The sequence below is a fragment of the Streptomyces sp. NBC_01198 genome (assembly GCF_036010485.1).
Taxonomy (GTDB): Bacteria; Actinomycetota; Actinomycetes; order Streptomycetales; family Streptomycetaceae; genus Actinacidiphila.
The window spans coordinates 2727365-2754126 of sequence record NZ_CP108568.1 but is presented as its reverse complement, the minus strand read 5'-3'; the positions used below and the strand labels follow the sequence as shown (position 1 = coordinate 2754126).

Here is a 26762-nt window from a genome sequence, read left to right as displayed (position 1 = left end):
TCAGAGCCACCCGTTGCGGCGGAAACCGCGGTGGATGACGTAGCAGATGACCAGGATCGCGCCCACCACGGTCGGGTAGCCGTACTGCCAGTGCAGCTCCGGCATGTGGTCGAAGTTCATCCCGTAGACACCGGTGATCATCGTCGGGACCGCCAGGATCGCCGCCCAGGCGGTGATCTTGCGCATGTCCTCGTTCTGCACGACGGTCGCCTGCGCCAGGTTGGCCTGCAGGATGGAGTTCAGCAGGTCGTCGAAGCCGGTGACCTGCTCGTGCACCCGGGCGACATGGTCGGCGACGTCGCGGAAGTACTTCTGGATCTCCGGGTCGATCAGCCGCATCGGCCGCTCGCCGAGCAGCTGCATCGGCCGCAGCAGCGGCGAGACCGCCCGCTTGAACTCCAGCACCTCCCGCTTGAGCTGGTAGATCCGCCCCGCGTCACCACCGCGCGAGGACTTGCCGGGCTCGGCGGAGAAGACGTCGATCTCCACCTCGTCGATGTCGTCCTGGACCGCGTCGGACACCGCCAGGTAGTCGTCCACCACCTGGTCGGCGATCGCGTGCAGGACGGCGGAGGGGCCCTTGGCGAGCAGCTCCGGGTCGTCCTCCAGGCGGTGCCGCAGCGCACGCAGCGAGCCGTGGCCGCCGTGCCGCACGGTGATCACGAAGTACCGGCCGGTGAAGACCATCACCTCGCCGGACTCCACCACCTCGCTGGTCGCGGTGAGCTCGGCGTGCTCGACGTAGCGGATCGTCTTGAAGACGGTGAACAGCGAATTGTCGTACCGCTCCAGCTTGGGTCGCTGGTGCGCGTGCACCGCGTCCTCGACGGCCAGCGGGTGCAGCCCGAACTCCTCCGCGATCCCGGCGAACTCCTGCTCGGTCGGCTCGTGCAGCCCGATCCACACGAAGCCGTCGCTGCCGTCGCACTGCTCGGACGCCCGCCCGGCACGCACCGTGTCCAGCGCGTCGCGCAGCCCGATGCTGTCGGTGCACCGCACCCCGTCGCGGTAGACGGCGCAGTCGACGACCGCGCTGGTGCCGGTGATCGCGTCCCGCGTCGGGCCGTAGTCGTACGAAGCGGTGGACTTGCGCAGCGCGGGACGCACGACTGCGCGAAGATCACGGATCATCGACATGGCAAGCTCCTTCACGGACTGGCCGACGGCATCACGCCGCACTGAACTGAAATGCTGCAGCTGTTGATCAGGCTTCGGTGATCACGAGGCAGTTCAGGGCGCTCTCCCGAAACAGGGACGCTCCGCGGCAGGCCGTGGCGGATCGCGTTTCACGGCATGGCAGCCGGGTAAGGAACGCGAGGGCTCAGCGGGTCACACTGCGTGCGAGGCGGCGGCAAGGGAAGAGCGGCCGGTACTGCACGGTCGACTAGGATCCATGTCAGTCCCCACCTCCTCCGGCCGTCCCCGCTGGGGGATGACGTACGCGCGAACGCCCCACCTTAGCAAGCCCCGGTGACGACAATGTCGCGCCCGGCGCGATCCTTACGCGATCTATGCTCGCCGCATGGGTGAAATCCTGGCACTGGTCGAGGCCCGGCTGCGGTCCGCCTTCGGTGAACCCGATGCCCGCGCGGCCGTCACCTTCGTCGGGGCCGAGCGTGTCGAGGTGCTCCGTTTCACCACGGACGACCTGGTGCGGTACGCCACCCTCGGGATGTCGGCCCAGCCCATGGCCGACCCGGTCGCCGTGCTCGCCGACCCGTTGCGCGGGCCGCGCGCCGAGGTCGTCCTCACCGTCAGGGCCGGGCGCGCCGACACCTCCGCGGTGCTGCGCCCGCTGGCCGTGGTGGCGGCGTCCCCGCAGGTCGAGGGCGTCGTCCTGGCCGCCGGCAACGCGATGGACGTCGGCGAGCCGCTCTGGCCCGGGGCCCCCTTCACGTCCTTCCTGGTCGCCGAGCCCGGCGGCCTCGTCGACGACCTCCTGCTCCCCGTGCCCAGCGACCCGGTCAGCTTCTACCCGCTGCTTCCCATGACCCCGAACGAGGCGGCCTGGAAGCGGGTCCACGGCGCCGACGCCCTGCGCTCCCTCTGGCTCACCCACCCCACCGACCTCCGCGACCCGCTCCGCCGCGGTGTGACCCTCCCCTGACGCTCGCCCGGCGGGCGCCCGTCCGCCGCGCGGAGGCGGAAGGTCCGGACGGGTGATCGTCCTTGACGCGGGCACGGTGTGGGAGGACCGTGGGGATTTATGAGGGGCGAACCCAGTTGCCCGAAGTGCGGTGGCAGGGTCAGGGCGCCCGGCCTCTTCGCCGACTCCTGGCAGTGCGATGTGCACGGCACCGTGCACCCGCTGCAGCCCGTCGTCCCGCCGAGCGTCGAGGGCCTCGGAGTGGTCGTCCACCGGGCGCAGGTGCCGGTGTGGATGCCCTGGCCGCTGCCCGTCGGCTGGCTGTTCTCCGGGGTCGCCGCCGCGGGCGACGACCGCAGCGGCGGCCGGGCCACCGCGGTGGCCTGCTCCGGTCCCGGGCCCTTCGGCGGACCCGGCGAGCTGATGCTGATCGCGGAGGAGCTGGGGGTCGGGCTCGGCGCCCGTTACGCCGGCATCGACGGCCCCGACCCCGGTCCGAACATGTGCGTGAACACACCGCCGCACGCCAAGGTGCTGGCCGCCGGCCGCCCGACCGCCCTGTGGCATGTCAGCGGCGCACCCGACGACCGGGTCGTCTTCGCGGGCGAGGCCCGCGGTCTGTGGCTGTGGGCCATCGTCTGGCCCGAGGAGAGCGGCCTGCTGATGTACGACGAGCTGGTGCTGACCGACCTGCGCGACGCGGGCGCCGAGGTCGATCTGCTGCCCTGCGGTGCTCTGACCCCCAGGCTGCTGGCCTGAGTCGCTGCGGCCCTGGGAATCGCAGGTCCGGGCGGAAGCTATCCTTGGCTTCGTCCCCTGTCCGCGCCTCTCCGGGAGCCCGTGCCGTGCGCATCGACCTGCACACCCACTCCACGGCGTCCGACGGCACCGACACGCCCGCCGAGCTGGTGCGCAACGCCGCCGCCGCGGGGCTCGACGTCGTCGCGCTCACCGACCACGACACCGTCGGCGGTTACGCGGAGGCCGCCGCGGCCCTCGACGGTACGGCGTTGACGCTGGTCACCGGCGCGGAGCTGTCCTGCCGTACGGACGGCGGCATCAGCATGCACATGCTGGCGTACCTCTTCGACCCCGCCGAGCCGCAGCTGTACGACGCGCGCGAGCTCGTCCGGGACGGTCGGGTGCCGCGGGCCCGGGGGATGGTCGCCAAGCTCCAGGCACTCGGCGTGCCCGTGACCTGGGAGATGGTCCAGCGCATCGCGGGCGACGGCTCGGTGGGCCGCCCGCACATCGCGACCGCGATGGTCGAACTCGGCGTCGTGCCGACCGTCTCCGACGCCTTCACCTCCGAGTGGCTCGCCAACGACGGGCGGGTCTACGTCGAGAAGCAGGAGTTCGACCCCTTCGAGGCGGTCCGGCTGGTCAAGGCGGCAGGCGGCGTCACCGTCTTCGCCCACCCGGGCGCCCACAAGCGCGGCGAGACGGTGCCGGACGAGGTCATCGCGGAGCTCGGCGCCGCCGGGCTCGACGGCCTGGAGGTCGACCACGTCGACCACGACCCGGCCACCCGCGCCCGGTTGCGCGCGCTCACGCAGGAGCTGGGGCTGCTCGCCACCGGGTCGTCGGACTACCACGGGTCCCGGAAGACGGTCGCCCTCGGGGAGTGCGTCACCGACCCGGAGGTCTACGCACGGATCGCTGCGCGGGCCACGGGGGCGGTGCCGATCTCCGCGGTTTAGCTGCCGCCGGGCTCAGCCATCCGGGTCGGCCCTGACCCTCCCCGGGTGGGGGCTGATTGCGCGCGTGGTTCCCCGCGCCCCTTTGTGGGTGCCACTTGCGGTGGGGCTTCGCACTTGCGGTGCAGCGTGGCTGGTCGCGCGGTTCCCCGCGCCCCTGGGGGGGTGCTCTCTTCGGCAGAGGGCAAGCCACCAGGGGCGCGGGGAACCGCGCGCGCAACCACCCACCGGCCGATGGGCCGGAAATGACAGATCGTGGGCCCTCGGGTCGGTGGCGACGCGCGCCACCGCGAGGGCGCACCCTACGACGAAAGCCAGCGCATGTTCGACGTCACCCTCTTCGGCTCCGTTTTCTTCACGCTGTTCGTAATCATGGACCCGCCCGGCATCACGCCGATCTTCCTCGCGCTGACCTCCGGGCGGGCGGCCAAAGTGCAGCGGCGGATGGCGTTGCAGGCCGCGAGCGTGGCCTTCGGGGTGATCGCGGTGTTCGGGATATGCGGGCAGCAGATCCTGGACTACCTGCATGTGTCGGTGCCCGCGCTGCGGATAGCCGGCGGGCTGCTGCTCCTGCTGATCGCGCTCGACCTGCTGACCGGCAAGGCGGACGAGCCGACGCAGACCAAGGACGTCAACGTGGCGCTGGTGCCGCTGGGGATGCCGCTGCTCGCCGGTCCGGGCGCCATAGTGACGGTGATCCTGGCGGTGCAGCACGCGGACGGGGTCGCCCAGCAGACGTCCGTGTGGCTGGCCATCGTCGCGATGCACGCGGTGCTGTGGCTGACGATGCGCTACTCGCTGGCGATCATCCGGGTGATCAAGGAGGGCGGCGTGGTGCTGGTGACCCGGCTGTCCGGGATGCTGCTGTCGGCGATCGCCGTGCAGTCCGTCGCCAACGGCGTCATCGGCTTCGTCCACGGCCAGGGCTGAGCCCTGCCGCCGCCCGGCTCGCCCGCGCCCGGACATGCGAAAGCGCCCCGTACGGACCTGCTGTACGGGGCGCCGTTGCGTGAGCCGGCGATCAGTCCGCGGGGCGGATGTAGATGCGCTGGCCGATGGCAGCGGCCTGCTGCACGATCTTGTTGACGGCGGAAGCGTCCACGACGGTGCTGTCCACGGCGTCGCCGGTCCGGTCGTCGAGTCGCATGATCTCGAAGCGCATGGGGCTTCTCCCTTCGTCCCTCGTTACATGTGTGGTCAACGAACACCCCCTTCAAAACATTCCCTACCCTAAATAAACTCTTTCGCAGAGCCGACTACTTCTCGCCGGGCGCACCCTCGCCGGCCCAGAACGCGATGAGGGCGGAGGCCGTCTCGGCCGGCCGCTCGGCGTTGGGGGAGTGCTCCGCGCCCTTGATCACGACGCGCCGGGCGCCCAGCCGTTCCGCCATCACGTCGAGCAGCGGGATCGGCCAGGCGTAGTCCACCTCACCGGACAGTACGAGCTTCGGCAGCGCCACGGCGGCAAGTTCGGCGACCCGGTCGGGTTCCGCCATCAACTGGCGTGCCGTGGCGATCAGCTGTTCGGGCACGGTGGTCACCCAGCGGCGGTGCAGGAAGTCGTCGAGCCAGGCCGGGGTCGCGGGGACGCCCTCGCGGTCGGCGTCCAGCGCGCGCATCGCCTGCCAGGCCGTCTCCATGTCCATCGTCGGCAGGTGGTCGATCAGCAGCTGGGTCCTGACCTGCTGCTCCGGGGCCACCTCGGCGGGTCCCGAGCTCATCAGCGTCAGCGACGCCCACGCTTCCTGGCCGCCGGCCAGCACCGCCGCCCGGACGATCTGGCCGCCGAGCGAGTGGCCCAGCAGATGCAGCGGGCGCCCGTCACCCCGGGCGGCCAGCGCCGCGCCCTGCGCGACGACGTCCGCGGCGAGCTCCCGCTGGGCGTACGCGGCCTCGTCACGCGGACCGCCCGACTCGTGCTGGCCGCGGCCGTCGACCGCGACGACCCGGAAGCCGGCCGCGGACAGCGGCGCCAGCAGGTCGAGGAAGTCCTCCTTGCTGCCGGTGAACCCGGGGACGAGGAGTGCGGTGCCGTGCTGCGCGGGCGCGTCGGGTGCGGGAGCGGTGTCCAGGACCGCGAACGACCCGCGGGAGGTGTCCAGCCGGTGGGATGTGGTGTGCTCCGGCAGGGCCAGGGTGGTCGGTCGGCTCATGCAGTGAGATTACGCGGTGCATATGTCCGACAGGTTGCCTCTCGGCATGAAACACCCCCGGCCGGAGTGGGCCGGGGGTGTTCACTGGGGCTCGGTGCCGTGCGGGTCAGCTCTCGTCGGCCAGCGCGGCGGGCACCTCGGCGACCGCCTTGCGCGTACGCCGGCGCGGCGCCTTCACCACGGTCTCCTCGGCGGCGACCGCGGGCGCGGGCACCTCGGCGACCGCCTTGCGCGTACGGCGGCGCTTCGGCGCTTCGGCCACGGCGGCGGTGTCCGCCTCCGGCGCGGCGGCCGGGGCCGGTACGTCGGCGGCGGCCTTGCGGGTACGGCGGCGCTTGGGGGCCTCCTCCGTCACCGCGGCGTCGGCCTCCGGCGCGGCGGCCGGTGCGGGCACCTCGGCGGCGGCCTTGCGGGTCCTGCGGCGGGGCGCCGGCTCGGCCACGCCCGCGTCGGCGGCCTGCGCCTCGGCGACGACCTCGGCCGGGCTCCCGGCCGGGGCGACGGTCTCGGCCGGAGCCGCGACCGCCTTGCGCGTACGGCGGCGGGGGGTCTTGGGCGCGGCCTCGGCGGGCTCTGCCACGACCTCCACCTCGGCGGCCGCCACGACCTCAGCGGCGGCCGGCTCCTCGGCGGTCCCGGCCAGCGGGGTCACCGCGGCACCGGCACCGTTACGGGTCCTGCGCCGGCGGCGGGGGGTCCGGGGGCCGCTCTGGCCCTCGGCCTCCGGCGCCGACACCGCGGTCGCCGACTCGGCGGCCTCGGCGGGTGCCGGCACGGTCTGCCCCGACTCGCCGCCACGGGTCCTGCGGCGCTGCCGCGGGGTCCGGGTGCGGGCCGGGCGCTCCTCGGCCGGAGCCGCGGCAGGTCCGGAACGCCCGCCGCCCGCGGGACGGCGGCCGCGGGCGCCGCGCCCGCCGGTCTCGCCGAGGTCCTCGACCTCTTCGGCGTCGAGTCCCGCCCTGGTCCGTTCAGCCCGGGGCAGTATCCCCTTCGTGCCGGCCGGGATGCCGAGCAGCTCGAACAGGTGCGCGGAGGTCGAGTAGGTCTCCTCCGGGTCGTTGAACGACAGGTCGAGCGCCTTGTTGATCAGCTGCCAGCGTGGGATGTCGTCCCAGTCGACCAGCGTGATCGCCGTACCCGACGCTCCCGCGCGGCCGGTGCGGCCGATGCGGTGCAGGTAGGTCTTCTCGTCCTCGGGCGTCTGGTAGTTGATCACGTGGGTGACGCCTTCGACGTCGATGCCGCGGGCGGCCACGTCGGTGCACACCAGCACGTCGACCTTGCCGTTGCGGAAGGCGCGCAGCGCCTGCTCGCGGGCGCCCTGGCCGAGGTCGCCGTGCACCGCGCCGGAGGCGAAGCCGCGCTTCTCCAGCTGCTCGGCCACGTCGGCCGCGGTCCGCTTGGTGCGGCAGAAGATCATCGCCAGCCCGCGGCCGTCGGCCTGCAGGATGCGGGAGACCAGCTCCGGCTTGTCCATCGAGTGGGCGCGGAAGACGTGCTGGGTGGTGTTCCTGACCGTCGCGCCCTCGTCGTCGGGTGCGGTCGCGCGGATGTGGGTCGGCTGCGACATGTACCGGCGGGCCAGGTTGATGACCGCGCCGGGCATGGTCGCCGAGAACAGCATCGTCTGCCGCTTCACCGGCAGCATGCCCATGATCTTCTCGACGTCGGGCAGGAAGCCCAGGTCGAGCATCTCGTCGGCCTCGTCGAGGACCAGGGTGCGCACATGGCGCAGACTGATCTTCTTCTGGCCGGCCAGGTCCAGCAGCCGGCCCGGGGTGCCGACGACCACGTCGACGCCCTTCTTGAGCGCTTCGACCTGCGGTTCGTAGGCCCGGCCGCCGTAGATGGCGAGCACCCGGACGGCGCGGACCTTGCCGGCGGTCAGCAGGTCGTTGGTGACCTGCTGGCACAGCTCGCGGGTGGGGACGACGACCAGGGCCTGCGGCGTGTCGGTCAGCTGCTCGGGCGTGGCGCGCCCGGCTTCGACGTCGGCGGGCACGGTGACCGACTCCAGCAGCGGCAGGCCGAAGCCCAGCGTCTTGCCGGTGCCGGTCTTGGCCTGGCCGATGACGTCGTTGCCCGCGAGGGCGACCGGGAGCGTCATCTCCTGGATCGGGAAGGGAGTGGTGATGCCGACGGCCTCAAGGGCCTCGGCGGTCTCGTTGAGGATCCCGAGACTGCGGAAGGTGATGGTGGACAGGATGCTTGCCTCTTCTGTGAGACGCGGCACTGTGCGGCAAGGGGGGTCGAGCAACCGGGCACGCCGGCGATTCGGCGTAGGTCACTGACCGCGCAGGGGTGTCGTACAGCCTTCGAGGGGCTGTGGAGCGCGGGACCGCTGCCCTCGCTCAAGCCGCGAGTGGGCGCCCCTCCCGATGTCAGGAGGGCGGTCGGTTCGGAGCCGATCGGGCCACCGACCGGGCATCCAAGGTGTTGCACACGTCGCCCGCCGAGGTTCGGAACCAGGCCGACTACCGGCGGGTGCATTACCACTCTACCCCGGAAACACGTGGCTGCACCCGATCAAATGTTTCGTTAGGGACATCGCCGGGTCTCGTGGAGGGTGTCGGCGGCGGCGCGGGACTTGGTTATTGTGCGCTCCATGGAGACGCCTGACGACACCACCACGCCCGCACCCGAGACCGCCGCGCCGGCCACCGGGATCGCCGCCCAGGACTGGACGTCCGCGTCCGCGGACCCGCGCTACCGGGCCGCGGTGGTCGATCTGCTGGGCGCGCTGGCGTACGGCGAGCTGGCCGCGTTCGAGCGGCTCGCGGAGGACGCGAAACTCGCGCCCACCCTGGAGGACAAGGCGGAGCTCGCGGCGATGGCGGCCGCCGAATTCCACCACTTCCAGCGGCTGCGCGACCGGCTCACCGAGGTCGGCGAGTCGGCGAACCTCGCGATGGAGCCCTTCGGTGCGGCGCTGGACGAGTTCCACCGCCAGACGGCACCGTCGGACTGGCTCGAAGGCCTGGTCAAGGCCTATGTCGGCGACTCGATCGCGTCCGACTTCTACCGTGAGGTCGCGGCCAGGCTGGACACCGACACCCGCACCCTGGTGCTCGCGGTGCTCGACGACACCGGGCACGCCAGTTTCGCGGTGGGCAAGGTGCGCGCCGCGATCGAGGCCGAGCCGCGGGTCGGCGGCCGGCTCGCGCTGTGGGCGCGGCGGCTGATGGGCGAGGCGCTGTCGCAGGCGCAGCGGGTCGTCGCCGACCGGGACGCGCTGTCCACGATGCTCGTGGGCGGTGTCGCCGACGGCTTCGACCTGGCCGAGGTCGGCCGGATGTTCTCCCGCATCACCGAGGCCCACACCAAGCGCATGGCGGCCCTGGGCCTGGCCGCGTAACCGCTCCGGGCGCGGCGTCGCCCCGGCAGGTGCGGCGCCGCGTGCGGTGGCGTGAACCGCTTCGGGGGCTGCGGGCAACAACGGGTAATGCGCGTCTCCGGCGCGCAGATGGCTTCCGCAGATCGGAGACCCATGACCGCCGCACCCCTCTGGCCCTCGCCACCCGCTGAACCCGCCGGGGCAGGCGATGACGACGACGCCCAGCTGATCGTCCGGTCCCGCGCCCGCCCCGAGGTCTTCGCCGGGCTCTACGACCGGCACGCCCCGGGGCTGCACCGCTATGTCACCCGGCGGCTCGGCCGCGACCTGGCCGACGACGTGGTCGGCGAGACCTTTCTGATCGCCTTCCGCGGCCGGGAGGACTACGACATCAGCCGCCCGCAGGCCCGCCCGTGGCTCTACGGCATCGCGGCGAACCTGATCAGCAGGCACCGCAGGAGCGAGCTGCGCGCCTACCGCGCCCTGGCCAGATCGGGCGCGGACCCGGTCGCCCTGACCTACGCGACCGACCCGGACGCCGTCGACGGCCGTCTCGTGGCACAGGCCGCCGGCGCCGCCCTCGCGGCCGCGCTGCGCGCGCTGTCCGACGGCGACCGGCACGTCCTGCTGCTGGTCGCCTGGGAGGACTTCAGCTACGCGGAGGTCGCCGACGCCCTCGGCATCCCGATCGGCACCGTCCGCTCCCGCCTGAACCGCGCGCGCAGGAAGATGCGCTCCGCACTCGGCGACACCCATCCCGTCTACGCCCCGGAAGGGGACCACCATGGATGAGCTGACCGCGGTACGCGAACTGCGTGCCGACGCCCCCACCCCGGACGCCGGACGGCTCGCGGCCGGGCGCCGTCGCCTGATGTCGGAGATCACCGCCACCGGGACCCGCACCGCCGGGCGGCGTCTGTGGCGCGGGAACGGAGCGGCCGGCGCCGGCGGCGTGCCCGAGCGCGCCCGCCGCAACGGCCTGGTGGCGCTGACGGCCACCGCGGTCGTCGCGGTGCTGCTCGTCGCCGGGGTGCTCATGCAGGGCGCCGGGAGACCGCGTCCCGCGGGCGTCGCGGCGCCGCCGGCGACCGCGGCCGCCCGCCTGCTCTCGAACGCCGCCGCGACGGTCGCCGCGACTCCGTCCAAGCAGCCGGGCCCGAACCAGTGGCTGTACACCCGCGCCGTCTTCTGCCAGGGGACCGGGACGTGGTGCACCACCACGGACAGCTGGGTCCGCTACCGCGACGGCCTGCGGGCGGACGTCCCCGACCCGGCCGAGGACGGCACGCCGCCGAAGAAGATCGAGGAGGACACGGCCAGGGACGAGTTCGGCGCGCGTCCGCGGATCGACCGCGCCTGGCTGGCGTCGCTGCCCGCGGAGCCGCACGCGGCGCTCAAGCAGATCGACTCCAAGGATCTGGGATGGCCGTTCCCGGCCCCGGCCTCCCACAAGTCGCCGGAATACCAGTTCCGCAGGGTCCTCGACATCCTGCAGGTCACCCAGCCGACGCCGCCGAAATACGCCGCCGCGCTCTACCGTGCCCTCGCGGTGATCCCGGGGGTCGAGATCCACACCGGACTGCTGAAGGACGCCGCCGGACGGGAAGGTCTGGGGATCGGCATCCGCGGCGGGAACGGGGAGTATCTGGTGCTCGACCCGGTGACCTACGCCTACCGCGGCCTGAACTGGGACCTGCGCGGGTCGGAGCCGCTGCTCAGGACCTACGCGCTGAGGTCCGCCGGCGTCGTGGACCACGTCGGGCAGGTGCCGGGCGGCCCGATTCCGCCGGCCTCCTCGATCGTGCCCCCGCGAAAGGCGCCGGACCCGAAGGTGCCCAAGCGCAACGCGACCAAGGGGCCGGTGTCCTCGTCCCCGCCGTCCGTCCTGCACAACTTCGCCGGCTGAGGACGGGCGCGCCCCCCGGAGCCCGGACCCGGCTCACACCCCGTGCGGGGTGACCTTCGCGTGCCGTCCGCGCCTCGGGGGGCGGGCCAGCACGCTCAGGCCGGCCGCCGCGGTCGCGAAGGCGGCCGCGAGGCTGCCGCCGGGGTGGGCGCCGCCCAGGATGGTGTAGGTGACAAGGCCGCCGGTCAGCCCGCCCACCAGGCCGGTGCCCAGCAGCAGCCGGGGCGACGGCAGCCGGGCGGGGAACAGCCGGGCCGCGGCGAAGGCCGCGAGCAGGCCGAGGGCGGCGTAGGCGACGCTCTGCCAGATCATGCGATTCCCCTCCGGTGGCGCGGCGTTACGGACCGTTCCGTACTCGTCCTACCCCCGGAGGGACCCGGGCAAAACGAAGGGGCGGCAACCGGGCACTCCCGGTCGCCGCCCCGCTGACCGTTCGTCAGAGAGCGGCGCCGAACCCGACCCTGCGGGCGGCCGGCTCACCGATCTCGACGTACGCCAGCCGGTCCGCGGGGATGAGCACCTTGCGGCCGTGCTCGTCCTCCAGGGACAGCAGCTTCGCGTCACCGCTCAGCGCCTCGGCGACGGCCTTCTCGACTTCGGCCGCCGACTGCGCGCTCTCGATGCTGATCTCGCGCGGCGCGTGCTGCACGCCGATCTTGACCTCCACGGCTTGGATACCTCCGATGGTCTGGCGGTGTGCGCGGTTGGTCGCGCCGTACGCTGCCAGACTAGCCCGCGGCGGCGGCGGTAAATCCGCGCCTCGTGCACGCCGTGAGCGAACACCGGCCGGCCGCCGTGCGGCGGGGTCCGGTGGCCGTCAGAGGTGCTGGCCGGTGCCGCCGCCCTCGGCGCCGTGCAGCGGGAAACCGGCGATACCGCGCCATGCCAGCGACGTCAGCAGCTGCACCGCGGTGTCCCTGGGCACCTCGCTGCGGCTGGCCAGCCAGTAGCGCGCCACCACCTGGGAGACGCCGCCGAGGCCGACCGCGAGCAGCATCGACTGGTCACGGGACAGGCCGGTGTCCTCCGCGATGACCTCGCTGATCGCCTCGGCGCACTGCATCGCGACCTTGTCGACCCGCTCCCTGACCGCCGGCTCGTTGGTCAGGTCGGATTCGAAGACCAGCCGGAAGGCGCCGCCCTCGTCCTCGACGTAGGCGAAATACGCGTCCATCGTCGCCTCGACGCGCTTCTTGTTGTCCGTGGTCGACGCCAGTGCCCCGCGCACCGACTGCAGCAGTGACTCGCAGTGCTGGTCGAGCAGTGCGAGATACAGTTCGAGCTTGCCGGGGAAGTGCTGGTAGAGCACCGGTTTGCTGACGCCGGCCCGCTCGGCGATGTCATCCATCGCGGCCGAGTGGTAGCCCTGCGCGACGAAGACCTCCTGGGCGGCCCCCAGCAACTGCTCGCGTCGGGCCCTGCGGGGCAGGCGCGTGCCGCGTGGTCGTGCCTGAGTCTGCTCGATGGCTGTCACGCCGCCTCCCATTTCTGCGGAACGAACGAAGGAGCGAACGAAAGAACGCTGCACCGGCCATCGTACTTTTGAGTAACGACCCTGTGCGCCGTACGGGCGCACATTCTCACTTTCTGGATGGGGGCGGCCCCGCCGGTGCCGGTCCGGTGCGAAGCCCGGCGGCGGCGTCCGTGCCGCTCAGCGGTAGTCGTCCTCGTCCTGTGCGACCACCCGGCGCTGCTCCGCGAGGTCCGCAGGGTCGGCTTCCTCGTCCTGGTCCGAGGGCCGGGCCGTCACCGGGTCGTCGCGCTGCTGGAGCAGTTCGGTCTGCTGCTCGGCGCTGTCCGCCTCCGGCGCCTCCAGGTCCAGATCGTCGTCGAGCGCGCTCTGGACCGCGTCGCTGTCGTCCTCGTCGGCTTCCCGCTCGATGTGCGCGATCTCCTCGGACATGGCGCCTCCCTTCCCTCGGTCCCCGCCCTTCCCCTCCGCATACCCCCTCCTACGGAGCCTAGGAGCACCCGGCCGTACGCGCAGCGCGTACGGCCGGTCCCCGATCCCGCAGGACCGCGCCGGGCGGCCGATTCCGCGCGGTCGTGTGCGGACGAACACACGGTCGCCCGCGTGATCGTCTCGTAACATCGACACATGGCCTCGACGGACTACTCGCAAGCCGCCGCTCCGCCGGCCGCCGTGCCCCCGGCCGGGCCGGTCCTCGCCGACGGGGAGACGTCACGGTTCGTGCGGCTCCCCGGGCTCGGCCTGCTGGTCCGCTCCCGCACCGGCAGCGCGGAGCGGGAGGCGGCCGGTGAGCTCGAACCCGCGATGTTCGTGCACGGACTCGGCGGCTCGTCGCAGAACTGGTCGGCGCTGATGGCCTCGCTGGCCGACAGCGTCGAAGGACATGCTCTCGACCTGCCGGGTTTCGGCCATTCCCCGCCGCCCGACGACGGCAACTACTCGGTCGCCGCGCACGCGCGCGCGGTGGTCAGGCTGCTGGACGCCGAGGGGCGCGGCCCGGTCCACCTGTTCGGCAACTCGCTGGGCGGCGCCGTCACCGTCAAGGTGGCCGCGGCCCGGCCCGACCTGGTCCGCACCCTCACCCTGGTCTCGCCGGCCCTGCCCGAGTTGCCGCCGCAGCGCACCGCCGTCCCCACCGCGCTCGCCTCCGTGCCCGGCATGCCCGCGCTGTACGAACGGGCCACCCGCGGCTGGCCGCCGGAGCGCCGCACCCAGGCGCTGCTGTCGCTCTGCTACGGCGACCCGGCCGTCGTCGGCGACCCCGAGCGTGCCGCCGCCGCGGCCGAGTACCAGCGGCGTATCGACCTGCCGTACTTCTGGGACGTCATGGTCCGCTCCACCCGCGGCATCGTGAACGCCTACACCCTCGGCGGCCAGCACTCCCTGTGGCGGCAGGCGGAACGGGTGCTCGCACCGACCCTGCTGATCTACGGCGGACGCGACCAACTCGTGTCCGTACGCATGGCCCGCAAGGCGTCCCGGGCCTTCCGCGACTCGCGGCTGCTGACCATCCCCGGCGGCGGCCACGTGGCGATGATGGAACACCCGTTCCTGGTCGACCGGGCCTTCCGCGATCTGCGCGGCGAAATCGCCGCCCGCGCACGTGCCGCCGGGGGTACCGTCACCGCAACGACGGGCATGAGCACTGCGGCGAGCGGGAGCTGATCGAGGGCGTGGGCAAGCACAGCGCGCGGGACGGCCAGGACGGTCGTGACAACCGCGTACCGCAGACCGGCGGCACCTTCGCGCCGCCCGGCAGCGCCCTGGGCACCCCCGGCAGCGGGCGCCGCAGGCGCGGCTCAGGCGGCCCCTACACCGAGCCGTTCGACCCCTTCGGCGACAGCGGCGCCTTCGCGGCCGTACGCCCCCAGGACCACTCAGCCCGCCCGCCCACGCACCCCGAGCACCGCGAGCACGGGGCGTGGGGCACGCCCGGCGCCTGGGGCGGCGGCGGCACCGGCAGCCGGGGCCTGCCCTTCGACCCCGTCGAGGACTGGGCCGAGGGCTGGGCCGCGCACGACACCGCCACCGCGGCGGCCGCCGGGGACCTGCGGGTGCCGCGGCACCCGGTGGACACGCCGGGCCGCACGGTGCCGCGGCCGCGGCAGGAGTTCCTCGACGCCTTCGAGCCGCTGCCCGCCCCCGCCCGCCCCGCCCCGCCCGCGGAGACCCCGCCGCCCGCCGCCCCGCCCGAGCCCGAATCCGCCCCCGGCGGGCGCCGCAGACCCGGCAAGGCCACCTGGACGATCAGCGGCGTCGCCGCGGCCGCGGTCGTCACCGCGGTCGCTGTCGCCGCCTACGGCCAGTTCACCCGCACCGGCGGGGACACCCCCGCCCCCGACCCCACCGCCGGTACGCCGACCCGCTCCACCGGCGCGGGCGCGCCGGGCTCAGGCCCGGCCGCGACGACCGGCGCGACCCCGGCCGTCGCCCCCGTCGGCTACGACCAGCTGATGGACCGGCAGTATCCGCTGGACCCCGCGCTCGAGCTCTCCGGTGCCTTCGAGACCGTCCCCGGCCACCAGGCCGCGCCCGGCAAGGGCAAGGTGATGACCTTCCGGGTCGACGTCGAGAAGGGCCTCCCGCTGGACCCCGGGCTCTTCAGCGACACGGTCTTCAAGACCCTCAACGACAGCCGCAGCTGGGGCCACGGCGGCACGATGACCTTCGAGCGCGTCTCGACCGGCCAGGCGGACATCGTCGTGACCCTCGCCAGCCCCGGCACGACCGCGAAGTGGTGCGCCAGGTCCGGGCTCGACACGACGGTCGACAACGTTTCCTGCGACGCGGCGTCGACGCCGCGCACCATGATCAACGCCTACCGCTGGGCACAGGGCGCGCAGACGTACGGCCCGCACCTGATGCACGCGTATCGCCAGATGCTGATCAACCACGAGGTCGGTCACCGGCTGGGCCACGGGCACGTGGGCTGCCCCCGGAACGGTGCCCCGGCCCCGGTGATGATGCAGCAGACCAAGTTCCTCTCCCTGAACGGCGGCCCCACCTGCCGCCCGAACGCCTGGCCCTTCCCCTAACGCCCAGGGGCTTGCCCCAGGGCGCGGCGGCTCAGCGTTTTCCGGCGCGCTGCGGATACCCCCAGGCGTGGCCCCGGGGGCGGAACCGCACGCCCCGCGCCGGGACGCCGAACCGCGACGGCACCTCCCGGCGGGATTCGTGGGATGACTCCAACGCCCGACGTTGGGAGAAGTTACGCCTGTTCACCCCTTTTGGTGGTGCCGCGGACAACCGTCCGCCGCGCCGCCCGCATGGCGCAATACGGTCGTCGCGCCGGGCGGGACACCAGCTCGTCCGGGGTTGAGGACAAGAGGGGGCGCACCCGTGCGGATTGGATTACTTACCGAGGGTGGCTATCCGTACGCAAGAGGTGAGGGCGGCGCATGGTGCGACCGCCTCGTCAGAGGCCTGGCACACCACGACTTCGACGTCTACGCGCTGAGCCGGTCACCGCGCACCGAGGCCGCGGGCACGGTCGAGATCCCGCCGCACGTCCGCCGCGTGCGGCACGAGCGGATGTGGGGCGAGCCCGCCCCCGAGGCCCCCCGCGGCGGCGGCCGCTCCGCGGCCAGGGCCAGGCGCGCCGCCTTCCGCAGCGGCTTCCGCGACCTCGCCGCCGCGCTGGCCGGCGGCGCCGGGATGGGGCAGGTCGAGCGGGCGGACCGTTTCGCCGCCGGCCTGTACGCCCTCGCGGACCTGGCCGTGGAGTCCCCCGGCGCCCTGCCCCCGCTGCTGCGCGGCGACGACGCCCTGGCGGAGCTGGAGGCGGCCTGCCGGGCCCGGGGCGTACGTCCGGTGCTCGGCGACATCGTCGTGACCGAACTGCTCACCGTCGCCGACCTGCTCGAGCGCCAGCTGCGCCCGCTGTCGGCTCCCTGGTACGGCCCGGACGAGCTGGGCTCGGCCGACGTCTGCCACGCGGTGTCCGGCGGACCGGCCGCCCTCCCGGGGCTGTTGGGCAAACGGTTCTGCGGCACGCCGCTGATCGTCACCGAGTACACCGTCCGCGCCCGGGAGGCACTGCTCGCCCACCGGGCCGCCGGCCTGCCGCCCGCCGTACGCGCCCTGCTCGGCGACCACTACCGGCTGCTTGCGGGGGAGAGCTACCGGCAGGCCGCGCTGATCACCCCGGGGTCGACGCACGTGCGCCGCTGGCAGGAGCGGTGCGGTGCGCCCAGGGAGCGGATGCGGACCATCCACCCGGGCATCGACGCGGGGCGGTTCGCGCGGGCCGGCGCGGCCGCCGAGGCCGCGGCGCAGGCCGGCGAGCAGGCCGCGCACGCCGACCCGACGGTGGCGTGGGTCGGCCGCGCCGACCCGGCCAAGGACCTCATCGCGCTGCTGCACGCCTTCCACGCCGTACGCCGGGAGGAACCGCACGCCCGGCTGCGGATCTTCCACCTGCGGGCTGCGGACGAGCGCGCGACCGGCTATCTGGAGCACTGCCGCACGCTCGCCGCCCAGCTCTTCCCCGACGAGGCGGCCGACGCGAACGCCGTCGGTGAGAATCCGGTGAGCTTCGAGGAGATCGGCTCGCCCGGCGCCCCGGAGTCCGCGGACGCCTACGCGGCGGGCGATGTCGTGGTGCTGTCCAGCAGCGCGGAGGGCTTCCCGCTGAGCCTGGTCGAGGCGATGTTCTGCGGGCGGCCGACGGTGTCCACGGACGTCGGGGCGGTGCGCGAGGTCATCGGCGGTACGGGCCTGGTGGTCCCGCCGCGCAACCCGAGGGCGCTGGCGGACGCGACGCTCGACCTGCTGCGCGGCCCGGAGCGTGCGGCCCGCCTCGGCGCCGCGGCCAGGGAGCGGGCGCTGGCCCTCTTCACCGTCACCACCTGCGTTGACGCCTTCCGCGAGAGCTACCTCGACGTGGTCGCCCACCACCCGGTGCGCCGTCTGCCGCTGCTCGACGCGCAGGGCGCTCCGCGCCCGTTCACCACGCCCGCGGAATCCCTCTCCCCCTCCCGCCTGGCCCCCACCCCGTCCCACCCGTCCTGGACGCCCGTCCCGGCCACCCGCCCCTGACCACGTTCGGAGCGCCACCCCCATGACCCCTGAACCCACCCCGCCAGAAGCCGTCCCCCCGATACCAGCCCCCCCCGATCCCGACACAGGCCGTCCCCCCGCCCGCCCGGGCCCGGCGGGAGAGACCGCCGAGCCGGGCCCGGCGGGAGAGACCGCCGAGCCGGGCCCGGCGGGAGAGACCGCCGAGCCGCCCGCCGACGCCGTGCCCGACCCCGCACGGAAGCCGGACGCCGGGCAGCCCGCGGGCGCTGTGCCCGACCGGAGGGCGGACGCCGGGCAGCCTGCCCGCGACGCGCCGCCCGACCACGCGCGCCCCGCGGACCTCGCGCCGCCCGACCACGCGCGCCCCGCGGACCTCGCGCCGCCCGTCGGCGCCGCGGCTCGCGCCCGGCCGCCCGCGGAGTCCGGGGCCACCCGGGGCGGGTGGGCCCCGGGTGGCGCTGGTGAATCGATTTCGCAGCCCGCGCCGCGCCCCGGGGGCACTTCCCCCGCAGGGGGACCGGCGCGGCGGCGCGGGCCCGCCGATCCGGTGCGGGCCGTGATGCACCGGTACCGGACGCTCGTCTCTGGGGCCGTGGACGCCTGGGAGATCGCCGCCGGACTGGAGGCGTACGGGGTCAACGACGGGGAGGCGCGACGGCTGCGGCACCGGGACGTGTTCGGGCTGGCCGAGGAGCTGTACGCGCGGGTTCCCCGGGCGGTCCGGGTGGCCGCCGTGGGGGAGCGGGGAGCGGCCAGGGCGCGGCTCGGGGGGCGGGCCGTCGCGGCGCACCTGCTGCCCGGGGCCGGATGCGTACTGGCCGCCGGACTGCCCGCCGCGGCCGCGCCGGTCGCCGCGCTGGTGGCGGTCGCCCTGTGGGCGGCCCTGCGCGGCGGGCCGCTGCGCGCGGCCCCGGGCGCCGGCGCGGCCCTGTGGACGTACGGCCTGCTCGGCTTCGCGCTCTACGGCCCGCAGGCCGTCACCGCGCTGGCCGGCCGCGGCCGGTTCGACCCCGGCGCCGGCACCGCCTCCTTCGCGGCCCTCGCGCTGAGCCTGGCGCCCGCCGCCGCGCTGGCCGGCTGGTTCGCGGCGGCCGCCCGCGCCCAGCTCGCCCCCAGCCACGGCCTCGCCGACTTCGCCGACGCCGTACGGCCCCGGCTGGCGGCCGCCCTGGCCGGTTACGCCGCCGCGCTCGGCGCGCTGCTGCTGACCGCCGCCGCCATGGCGGGCTCGGCCCCGCTCGCCGGACCGGCCGCGCTGGGCGTGCTGCTCTTCACCGCCCGGCTGCTGGCCGTGCACGGCCACCCGGGGCCCGCCGCCGCGGGCCTGGCCGCGGCCTGCGCCGCCGAGGCGCTGACCCTCCTGCTCGCGGCGGCCCCCGGCCACCTGGCGCCGCCCGGCGGCACCGCGGAGGCCGCCGTGTGCGGCGCCGCCGCCCTCGTACTGGCAGCCCAGGCCTTCCGCCTGCTCGCCCGAGCCGCCGCGCACCGCCTGCCGCCCGCCGGGCGCCACTGACCTCCGTCACACCGACCAGGAGAAAGACCCTTGATCACGCATTTGTCCCGACACCGAAACCGCCGGCCGCGCACCGCACCGCTCGGAGGCACCCGATGAGAGTGCTGCTGCTCGGAGCCGACGGCTTCCTCGGCCGCCACGTCGCGGAGCGACTGCTCGCGGATCCCGCCGTCCAGCTCACCGCGCTGGGCCGCAGCGACGACGCCGACGTCAGGTTCGACCTGTCCAGCGGCGCGCCCGGCGTGCTGGCCCGCTTCCTCGACGCGGTTCACCCCGGCGTGATCGTCAACTGCGCCGGCACCACCCGCGGTGCCGCCCGCGAGCTGACCCGGCAGAACACCGTGGCCGTCGCCACGGTCTGCGAGGCGATGCGCCGCAGCAGCACCACCGCCCGGCTGGTCCAGCTGGGCTGCGGTTCCGAATACGGCCCGTCCCCGGTCGGCTCCTCCACCGGCGAGGACGCGCCGCCGCGTCCCGGCGGCCCGTACGGGGTGAGCAAGCTCGCCGCCACCGAGCTGGTGCTCGGTTCCGGCCTGGACGCGGTCGTGCTGCGGGTGTTCAGCCCGGTCGGCCCCGGTACGCCGACTGGCGCGCCGATGGGCAGGGTCGCCGAGGCGCTGCGCAGGGCCATGCAGAACGGCGACGCCGAACTGCGGCTCGGCGGCCTGGGGGTGCAGCGCGACTTCATCGACGCCCGCGACGTCGCCCGCGCGGTGCACGCCGCCTCGCTGTCCGCCGCGCAGGGCGTGGTGAACATCGGCAGCGGGCGGGCGGTGCGGATGCGCGACATGGCCGCCGCGCTGGCCCATGTCGCGGGGTACGAGGGCGCCGTCCGCGAGCTGGACGAGGCGCCCGCCTCCGGCGGGGCGACGATGCCGCCGTACCCCGACGGCTGCGGGCTGTGGCAGCAGGCCGACGTCCGTACCGCGCGCGACCGGCTCGGCTGGCGGCCGCGGATCGGCCTTGAGGAGTCGCTTGCCGATGTGTGGATGGAGGCGGCATGTCGCGTCTGACCAGGTCGCGGCGCGGCGTCAGGCCGCGCGGCGACGGCACCGGATTCGGCGTGCCGGCCTTCGCGCACCCGCTGGTGGCCCCGGCGGAGTGGGCCGAACTCGCCCGCCCGGGCACGCCGTTGCACTGGGCCGCCTTCGACGTGGCCCGGGGGCCCGGCAGCCGCCCCGACCCGCTGTACGCCGAGGCGGCCGCCCGCGTCCGCGAGAACGGCGTCCCGCTGCTCGGACTGCTGGACGCCGCACGCGGCCGGCGGCCGTTCGGCGAGCTGGTCTCCGACGCCTCGCGCTACCTGGACTGGTATCAGGTCGACGGCTTCTACCTGGACAAGGCGCCCAACGGCCGGGCGGAGGCCGACGACTGCCACTGGGCGATCACCACGCTGCGTGCGCTGCTGGAGCGCGAGCCGGGACGCGGCAGGAGTGGCGCCGGCCACATCGTCCTCGGTCACGGCACCCACCCCGACCCCTGTTACGCCGGCCTGGCCGACCAGCTGGTCACCTTCGCGGGGTCGTGGGACCGCTACCGGTGGTCGGAGGCTCCGCAGTGGACGGCGCTGTATCCGCCGTCGCGCTTCGTGCACCTGGTGCACGGCCTGCCGGAGGCGCACCTGGACGACGCCCTGCGGATCGCCCGCTGGCAGGGCGCGGCCACCGTGTGCCTGACCGACCGCACCGCACGGGACGGGACCGACCCGTGGGAGGGACTGCCCGGATACTGGGACCGGGCGGTGCGTCTGGCGGCCGGCGACCCGGTGGATCGGCCGCCGCCCACGATGTGACCGCGGGATGTCTCGGCCCTCGGACCGGGTGTCTTGGAATGAAGACCGGCGTGGCAGTGTTGCAGGGGTGCGCGTGTGCGAGCACGTGACGTCCGTACCGTCTGAGACCGACCGATCGTATTGCTGAGGTCCCTGTGTCGCTGCCACCGCTGGTCGAGCCGGCCGCCGAGCTCACCGTTGACGAGGTCCGCAGATATTCGCGCCACCTGATCATCCCCGATGTTGGCATGGACGGGCAGAAGCGGCTCAAGAACGCCAAGGTGCTGTGTGTCGGCGCCGGCGGTCTCGGCTCGCCGGCCCTGATGTACCTCGCGGCCGCCGGTGTCGGCACGCTCGGCATCGTCGAGTTCGACGAGGTCGACGAGTCGAACCTGCAACGCCAGATCATCCACAGCCAGGCCGACATCGGCCGCTCCAAGGCCGAGTCGGCCCGCGACTCGGTCCTGGGCATCAACCCGCTGGTGAACGTCGTCCTGCACGAGACCCGGCTCGAAGCCGAGAACGTGATGGAGATCTTCGCCCAGTACGACCTGATCGTGGACGGCACGGACAACTTCGCCACCCGCTACCTGGTCAACGACGCGTGCGTGCTGCTGAACAAGCCGTACGTCTGGGGCTCCATCTACCGCTTCGACGGCCAGGCCTCGGTCTTCTGGTCCGAGCACGGCCCCTGCTACCGCTGCCTCTACCCCGAGCCCCCGCCCCCCGGCATGGTGCCGTCCTGCGCCGAGGGCGGCGTGCTCGGCGTGCTGTGCGCGTCGATCGGCTCGATCCAGGTCACCGAGGCGATCAAGCTGCTGGCCGGCATCGGTGAGCCGCTGCTCGGCCGGCTGATGATCTACGACGCCCTGGAGATGACGTACCGCACGGTCAAGGTCCGCAAGGACCCGGACTGCGCGGTGTGCGGCGACCACCCGACGGTCACCGAACTCATCGACTACGAGGCCTTCTGCGGCGTCGTCTCGGAGGAGGCGCAGGTCGCGGCGGCCGGTTCGACGATCACTCCCAAGCAGCTCAAGGAGTGGATCGACGACGGCGAGAACATCGAGATCATCGACGTCCGCGAGCCGAACGAGTACGAGATCGTGTCCATCCCGGGCGCGAGGCTGATCCCGAAGAACGAGTTCATCATGGGCAGCGCCCTGTCCTCGCTCCCGCAGGACAAGCGGATCGTGCTGCACTGCAAGACCGGGGTGCGCAGCGCCGAGGTCCTCGCGGTGCTCAAGTCCGCGGGCTTCTCCGACGCCGTCCACGTCGGCGGCGGCGTGATCGGCTGGGTCAACACGGTCGAGCCCCACAAGCCGATCTACTGACGTCCCCGCAAAGGCGGGCCGCGGCGATTCGCCGCGGCCCGCCTTTCGCGTTCAGCCGCCGTTGCGGCGGCGGACGACGTAGGCGATGGCGAGGGTAAGGGCGATGAGGACGAACAAGAGCCACAAAGGAGTTCCTGAGGGCCATCCCTTGTAGGCCAGTTGCATGCGATCTTCCACGGTTGCCTCACGATGCGGTCGCGGTCGGACCTTCTCTTCGGGCATCTCCCCCACCACGAAGACACCCCCTGGATTCGACGCGTACCCGCGAACCGCTTCTCCAGCCCGGATGCCGCGCCGGCGCCAACGCCCTTGCCGCGCTCGGCACGATGACAGAACTGTGACGTGGCGATGACGTGGCGGATGCCGACTCGTGAAGCGCAACGCGGTAGCTTCAAGGGCTTTGTTCGGGACTTCCCGCGACAAGGCGGCACAACTTGTCACCTATCCAAGGGGGACCACAGGTGAAAACGCACGACCGCCGGCACAACCGGCGCGGCCTGAAGGCCAAGGCCGTCGCCATTGCCGCGGGCGCACTCGCGCTGACGCTCGGCAGCACCCTGTCGGCCAGCGCGAGCGGCACGGGGATCAGCGGCGTCGCCGACGCGACATCGAACAGCAGGACCGCCTTCTCCTCCAACGCGGAGAAGATCTGGTCGTTCGGCATCGACGGCAAGGACTCCGCAGGCAACATCTGGGAGTACCCGCCGCTCCAGAACGGCGGATTCGGGTCCAAGAAGAACGCCGGCTCCGGCTTCAGCAGCGCCAACGCGATGTTCAAGAACAACCCGGGCGACACGAAGAACGTCGTCCTGTACGCCCGCTTCGGCGGCACGCTGAAGATGTACGACGACAGCACCTCGAAGACCATCGGTGGCGGCTGGAACGTCTACAACGCCTTCGTGATGCCCGGCAACGTGGGCGGCGCGTCCAACCCCGACCTGCTGGCCAGGGACACTTCCGGCGTGCTGTGGGAGTACCTGGCCTACAGCGGCGGCACGTTCACCACCCGCCACAAGATCGGCGGCGGCTGGAACACCTACAGCCAGATCGCCGGCCGCGGCGACCTGACCGGTGACGGCAAGTCGGACATCGTCGCTCGCGACAAGAGCGGCGTGCTGTGGCTCTACAAGGGCACCGGCAGCACCGACGCGCCCTACGCCGCCCGCACCAAGATCGGCGGGGGCTGGAACACGTACAACAAGATCCTCGGCCTCGGCGACAGCAACGGTGACGGCCGTGCCGACCTGATCGCCCGTGACGGCGCCGGCGCCCTGTGGCTCTACCCGGGAACGGGCAAGGCCGCCTCGCCGTACCTGAAGCGAGTGAGGATCGGCAACAGCGGCTGGAACGCCTTCAGCCTGCTGTTCTGATCCTTGTCCGGTCCACGGGGGACAGGCACGGGACGGCCCGGCGGCCGCGCGTCACGCGCGGCCGCCGGGCCGTCCGCCTTTGCGCCGCCCCCGCCCGGCTACAGCTCGCCGCGGCGGCTGAGCTGGGTGAAGGACAGCCAGCCGGGCAGCACCGGCAGCCAGAAGGTCAGCAGCCGGAAGAAGAGCACCGCGGGGGTGGCCACCTCCTTCGGCAGGCCCGCCGCGATCAGACCACCGGTCAGCGCCAGTTCGACCGCGCCTACACCGCCGGGGGTCGGGGCAGCCGAGCCCAGCGCGTTGCCGGCGAGGAAGACCACCGCGACCGTCGCGTAGCTCAGATTCCCGCCGAAGGCCCGCACGCAGCCGTCCAGGCAGATCACGAAGGTCACCGTCACCAGCAGGGTGCCGCCGATGCCGGTGGCCAGCTTGCCGGGCCGCTGGAGGACGTCAAGCATGCGCGGCACGACACCGGCGAACAGCGCCCGCACCCGGGTGGAGACGAACTTCCGCAGCGCCGGCACGGCGGTGACCACCAGCACCAGCACACCCGCGGTCAGCAGCCCCGCCATGACCGTACGGGACGGTGACAGCGACGGTGTCTTCTCCGTCCCGGTGATGAAGCCGAAGGTCATCAGCAGCAGCACGTGCATGCCGAGGCCGACCAGCTGGGAGGCGCCGACACTCGCCACGGCAAGGCCCGGGCGCACCCCGGCCTTCTGCAGATAGCGGGTGTTCAGCGCGACCCCGCCGACCGCGGCGGGCGCCACCAGCTTCACGAACGAGCCGGCGATCTGCGCCTGCACCGTCCGCAGCAGCGACAGCCGTTCGGGTACGAAGCCGGCCAGCGCGCACGCGGCGGCGACGTAACTCGCCGCGGATGCCGCGACCGCGATGGCCGCCCAGCGCCAGTCGGCGTTGGCGATGGCGTGCCCGATCGGCACCGAACTGAGCTGGGAGAGCAGGAAGTACGCGGCGAAGGCGCCGGCGATCACCGTGATCAGGGTGCGCGGCTTGATCCGCTCGAGCCGGACCGGCTCGACCGGGGCCTGCGGGCGGATCAGCAGCACCTGCTGCCGGATCCGGGAGAGCAGGTCCTCCTCGCGGGCCTCCTCCAGCGCGTCCTCTATGGCCCGCTTCTCCGCCTTGCGCGCGGCCTTGGAGACCGCCTTCTCCCCGCCCTTGCCCTCGGCCTCCTCCTCGTCCGAGCCCCCGTGGGCCGTGCTGCGGGCCTCCGCGTCCTGGGTCCGCTTCAGCTCGCGGGCCTCCTTCTCGGCCGCCGAGGCGGCGAGCACCGCCTCGCGCTCCCGCTGCGCCCGCTCCCTGGCCAGCTGCTTGAGCTGCGCGCGGGTGGCGCGGCTGAGCGCGATCGGCTGGAGCAGCGGCAGGGAGCTGGCCACCGCGTCGGGGCCGAGCACGGCCACCGCGGACGCCACCGCGCGCTCCGGGCCGATCCGCAGGGCCATCGTCGTCAGCAGCTGTGCCACGTCCATCCGCAGCACGATGTCGCCCGCCGCGATCTCGCCGCCGCGCAGATCGGTCAGGAAGACCCGGCCGGAGGCGTTCACCAGCAGCGACTCGCCGACCAGCCGCCGGTGCGCGATCCGCCGCGACTGGAGGGCCCGCACCTGCGTCCACGCCTCCCGCAGCAGCGTGTCGGTGATCTCCTCGTCGTCCAGCGCGTCGAGCCGGCGGCCGCCGATGTGCTCGTAGACCAGCATCACCGCGTCGGGACCCAGCTCGGAGGTGGCGATGAGCTTCGGCGCGTTGGCGCCGGCGGCGATCGCCGCGTAGGCGAGCAGCGCCTCCTGTTCGAGCGCCTGGCGCAGCGACAGCAGCGAGCGCCGCTGGGTGATGCCGCCGACCAGCGACAGCCGCCGCCACGCCCGGTAGAAGAAGCCGTGCGCCTGCCGCTCGCGGTCCACCACGGTGACGTCGAGCGGCGGGCCGTCCTCCAGGGTGACCAGATAGCCGCGCCCGCGGTCGGAGTCCGCGCTCTCCGGCCCGTCGTCCAGGACCCGGCGGGCGGTCTGCGGGCTGAAACCGACCCGGCGCAGCCCGGCGAGCAGCTGCCGGCCGGTGGGGCGGACGTTCGGCGAGCCGACGGCGTAGACCGTGCCGTAGGCGATCGTCCAGCCGATCAGCACGGTCACCGCGATCGAGAACGGCGTCGTGTAGCCGCCGACCAGCACCGCGAAGGCGTCGAGCAGCAGCACGAACCACAGCGCCACCCGCCAGCGCGGGCGGCGCGCCATGCCGACGGCGGTGACGTAGGCGATGACCGGCGCCAGATACCCGTGTACGGGATCGGTCATTCCGGTGCCGGACGGCGCGTTGTGGGTGAGCGCCTCGCGGATCGGGCCGGGCGCCGAATTGGTCACCCACAGGTCCGTGGCCAGCGCCGTGCCGTGCGCCAGGACCGCGGCGAGCACGCCGTCGGCGATGCGCAGGCCGTCCCGCTTGGCCAGCCGCTCGATCGCGAAGGCGACCGGCACGATCAGCACCGCGATGCTCGCGGTCAGGCCCGCGAAGGACGCCAGCGCGTCGGGCGCGTGGTCGGTGCCCTTGGTGATGTCCGTCTCCAGGCCGGTCGTCGTCGCGTGCGCGAAACCGGCGACGGCCAGCACCACGGCGATGCCCAGAACCCCGAAAAGGAACCGCATGAGATCGGCGGGCCGGTGCACCCGGGCGGCGAGCAGCGGTTCGTCGACGGCGACCGGGGCGGGTTCCGGCTCGGGGACGACCGTATGGGTGTGCGGGCGCTCCTCTTTCTCGGGGTCGCCCTTGCCGTGCTTGTCGGCGCGGTGGTCGGCGTCGCCCATCGCGTCGCCCTCCCCCTTCGCGCCGCCTCGTGCGCTGTTCTTTGCGCCGCCTTGTGCGGCGCCCCTTGCGCTGTCCTTCGCCTTGCCCTTGCCGCCGGCGGTGCCGTCCGCGTCCTCGCCGCCGCCGGGTGCGGGCAGCGCTTTACGGGCGCGGGGGGCCGCCGCGGCCTCGTCCGCGCCCGGCTGATCCGCGTCGGTCTCTTCTTTGTCTCGTATCACCAGTCACCGCCGGGACGATGGTGGCATGACCACCGTACGGATGGCACCGGAACCCCCCGGTGTCGGTGGT

General features: G+C 73.6%; 25 protein-coding genes. 15 read left to right on the top strand and 10 right to left on the bottom strand.

Annotation, left to right across the window (positions count from 1 at the left end; all coding sequences use genetic code 11):
* The gene (locus tag OG702_RS12200) at positions 1–1137 is read right to left on the bottom strand and encodes a magnesium and cobalt transport protein CorA (RefSeq protein ID WP_327288894.1); all 1137 of its coding nucleotides are present in this window, start codon (positions 1135–1137) and stop codon (positions 1–3) included.
* Positions 1138–1522: 385 nt separating this feature from the next.
* Between OG702_RS12200 and OG702_RS12195 the strand changes: the two genes are divergently transcribed.
* From OG702_RS12195 to OG702_RS12180, 4 genes are all read left to right on the top strand, one after another.
* Complete coding sequence (locus OG702_RS12195; protein WP_327288893.1) at positions 1523–2107, top strand: suppressor of fused domain protein; 585 nt, start codon at positions 1523–1525, stop codon at positions 2105–2107.
* 99 nt (positions 2108–2206) lie between these two features.
* Positions 2207–2845, top strand: coding sequence for a DUF6758 family protein (locus tag OG702_RS12190; protein WP_327288892.1), 639 nt, complete (start codon positions 2207–2209; stop codon positions 2843–2845).
* 86 nt (positions 2846–2931) lie between these two features.
* Positions 2932–3786, top strand: coding sequence for a PHP domain-containing protein (locus OG702_RS12185; protein ID WP_327288891.1), 855 nt, complete (start codon positions 2932–2934; stop codon positions 3784–3786).
* Positions 3787–4104: 318 nt separating this feature from the next.
* On the top strand, positions 4105–4713 hold the full coding sequence (locus OG702_RS12180; protein ID WP_327288890.1) for a MarC family protein: 609 nt from the start codon (positions 4105–4107) through the stop codon (positions 4711–4713).
* Between the two features lie 91 nt (positions 4714–4804).
* Here the strand turns inward: OG702_RS12180 and OG702_RS12175 are convergent, their stop codons facing one another.
* The 3 genes from OG702_RS12175 to OG702_RS12165 all read right to left on the bottom strand — a co-directional run bounded on the left by OG702_RS12175 (position 4805) and on the right by OG702_RS12165 (position 8169).
* Positions 4805–4945: a hypothetical protein gene (locus tag OG702_RS12175; RefSeq protein WP_327288889.1), complete on the bottom strand. Its 141-nt coding sequence runs from the start codon at positions 4943–4945 to the stop codon at positions 4805–4807.
* A 94-nt stretch (positions 4946–5039) separates the two neighbouring features.
* Entirely contained in the window at positions 5040–5936 is an 897-nt protein-coding gene (locus tag OG702_RS12170) for an alpha/beta fold hydrolase (RefSeq protein ID WP_327288888.1), read from the bottom strand.
* Between the two features lie 106 nt (positions 5937–6042).
* Positions 6043–8169 (bottom strand): DEAD/DEAH box helicase, encoded by a 2127-nt coding sequence (locus OG702_RS12165; RefSeq protein ID WP_442814395.1) that lies wholly within the window; start codon positions 8167–8169, stop codon positions 6043–6045.
* Positions 8170–8541: 372 nt separating this feature from the next.
* Between OG702_RS12165 and OG702_RS12160 the strand changes: the two genes are divergently transcribed.
* From OG702_RS12160 to OG702_RS12150, 3 genes are all read left to right on the top strand, one after another.
* Complete coding sequence (locus OG702_RS12160; protein ID WP_327288887.1) at positions 8542–9291, top strand: ferritin-like fold-containing protein; 750 nt, start codon at positions 8542–8544, stop codon at positions 9289–9291.
* 132 nt (positions 9292–9423) lie between these two features.
* Entirely contained in the window at positions 9424–10062 is a 639-nt protein-coding gene (locus tag OG702_RS12155; protein WP_327288886.1) for an RNA polymerase sigma factor, read from the top strand.
* Positions 10055–11176, top strand: a complete 1122-nt coding sequence (locus tag OG702_RS12150) for a CU044_5270 family protein (RefSeq protein ID WP_327288885.1) — start codon at positions 10055–10057, stop codon at positions 11174–11176. The genes OG702_RS12155 and OG702_RS12150 overlap by 8 nt, the downstream gene beginning before the upstream one ends.
* A gap of 33 nt (positions 11177–11209) precedes the next feature.
* On the opposite strand, the gene OG702_RS12145 is transcribed toward OG702_RS12150, so the two are convergent.
* The 4 genes from OG702_RS12145 to OG702_RS12130 all read right to left on the bottom strand — a co-directional run bounded on the left by OG702_RS12145 (position 11210) and on the right by OG702_RS12130 (position 13079).
* Complete coding sequence (locus OG702_RS12145) at positions 11210–11488, bottom strand: hypothetical protein (protein WP_327288884.1); 279 nt, start codon at positions 11486–11488, stop codon at positions 11210–11212.
* 124 nt (positions 11489–11612) lie between these two features.
* On the bottom strand, positions 11613–11843 hold the full coding sequence (locus OG702_RS12140) for a DUF3107 domain-containing protein (RefSeq protein WP_033171739.1): 231 nt from the start codon (positions 11841–11843) through the stop codon (positions 11613–11615).
* A 150-nt stretch (positions 11844–11993) separates the two neighbouring features.
* A complete protein-coding gene (locus OG702_RS12135; protein ID WP_327288883.1) occupies positions 11994–12650 on the bottom strand; it encodes a TetR/AcrR family transcriptional regulator in 657 nt (218 codons plus the stop codon).
* A 177-nt stretch (positions 12651–12827) separates the two neighbouring features.
* Positions 12828–13079: a hypothetical protein gene (locus OG702_RS12130; RefSeq protein ID WP_327288882.1), complete on the bottom strand. Its 252-nt coding sequence runs from the start codon at positions 13077–13079 to the stop codon at positions 12828–12830.
* Between the two features lie 195 nt (positions 13080–13274).
* Between OG702_RS12130 and OG702_RS12125 the strand changes: the two genes are divergently transcribed.
* From OG702_RS12125 to moeZ, 7 genes are all read left to right on the top strand, one after another.
* Entirely contained in the window at positions 13275–14312 is a 1038-nt protein-coding gene (locus OG702_RS12125) for an alpha/beta fold hydrolase (RefSeq protein ID WP_327288881.1), read from the top strand.
* Positions 14313–14320: 8 nt separating this feature from the next.
* Entirely contained in the window at positions 14321–15682 is a 1362-nt protein-coding gene (locus OG702_RS12120) for a DUF3152 domain-containing protein (RefSeq protein WP_327288880.1), read from the top strand.
* Between the two features lie 304 nt (positions 15683–15986).
* Positions 15987–17684 carry a DUF3492 domain-containing protein gene (locus OG702_RS12115; protein WP_327288879.1) on the top strand — a complete coding sequence of 566 codons (1698 nt, stop codon included), beginning with the start codon at positions 15987–15989 and terminating at the stop codon, positions 17682–17684.
* A gap of 574 nt (positions 17685–18258) precedes the next feature.
* Positions 18259–19179 (top strand): hypothetical protein, encoded by a 921-nt coding sequence (locus tag OG702_RS12110; protein WP_327288878.1) that lies wholly within the window; start codon positions 18259–18261, stop codon positions 19177–19179.
* 95 nt (positions 19180–19274) lie between these two features.
* Positions 19275–20192: an NAD-dependent epimerase/dehydratase family protein gene (locus tag OG702_RS12105; RefSeq protein ID WP_327288877.1), complete on the top strand. Its 918-nt coding sequence runs from the start codon at positions 19275–19277 to the stop codon at positions 20190–20192.
* The gene (locus tag OG702_RS12100) at positions 20180–20971 is read left to right on the top strand and encodes a spherulation-specific family 4 protein (protein WP_327288876.1); all 792 of its coding nucleotides are present in this window, start codon (positions 20180–20182) and stop codon (positions 20969–20971) included. Before OG702_RS12105 ends, OG702_RS12100 begins: the two co-directional genes overlap by 13 nt.
* A gap of 134 nt (positions 20972–21105) precedes the next feature.
* Positions 21106–22284: an adenylyltransferase/sulfurtransferase MoeZ gene (gene moeZ, locus OG702_RS12095; RefSeq protein ID WP_327288875.1), complete on the top strand. Its 1179-nt coding sequence runs from the start codon at positions 21106–21108 to the stop codon at positions 22282–22284.
* 51 nt (positions 22285–22335) lie between these two features.
* Here the strand turns inward: moeZ and OG702_RS12090 are convergent, their stop codons facing one another.
* Positions 22336–22461, bottom strand: coding sequence for a hypothetical protein (locus tag OG702_RS12090; RefSeq protein WP_327288874.1), 126 nt, complete (start codon positions 22459–22461; stop codon positions 22336–22338).
* Positions 22462–22745: 284 nt separating this feature from the next.
* Between OG702_RS12090 and OG702_RS12085 the strand changes: the two genes are divergently transcribed.
* Entirely contained in the window at positions 22746–23654 is a 909-nt protein-coding gene (locus tag OG702_RS12085; RefSeq protein ID WP_327288873.1) for an FG-GAP repeat domain-containing protein, read from the top strand.
* Between the two features lie 98 nt (positions 23655–23752).
* Here OG702_RS12085 and OG702_RS12080 read toward each other — a convergent pair whose 3' ends face one another.
* The gene (locus OG702_RS12080) at positions 23753–26692 is read right to left on the bottom strand and encodes a lysylphosphatidylglycerol synthase domain-containing protein (protein WP_327288872.1); all 2940 of its coding nucleotides are present in this window, start codon (positions 26690–26692) and stop codon (positions 23753–23755) included.
* Positions 26693–26762: the final 70 nt, after the last annotated feature.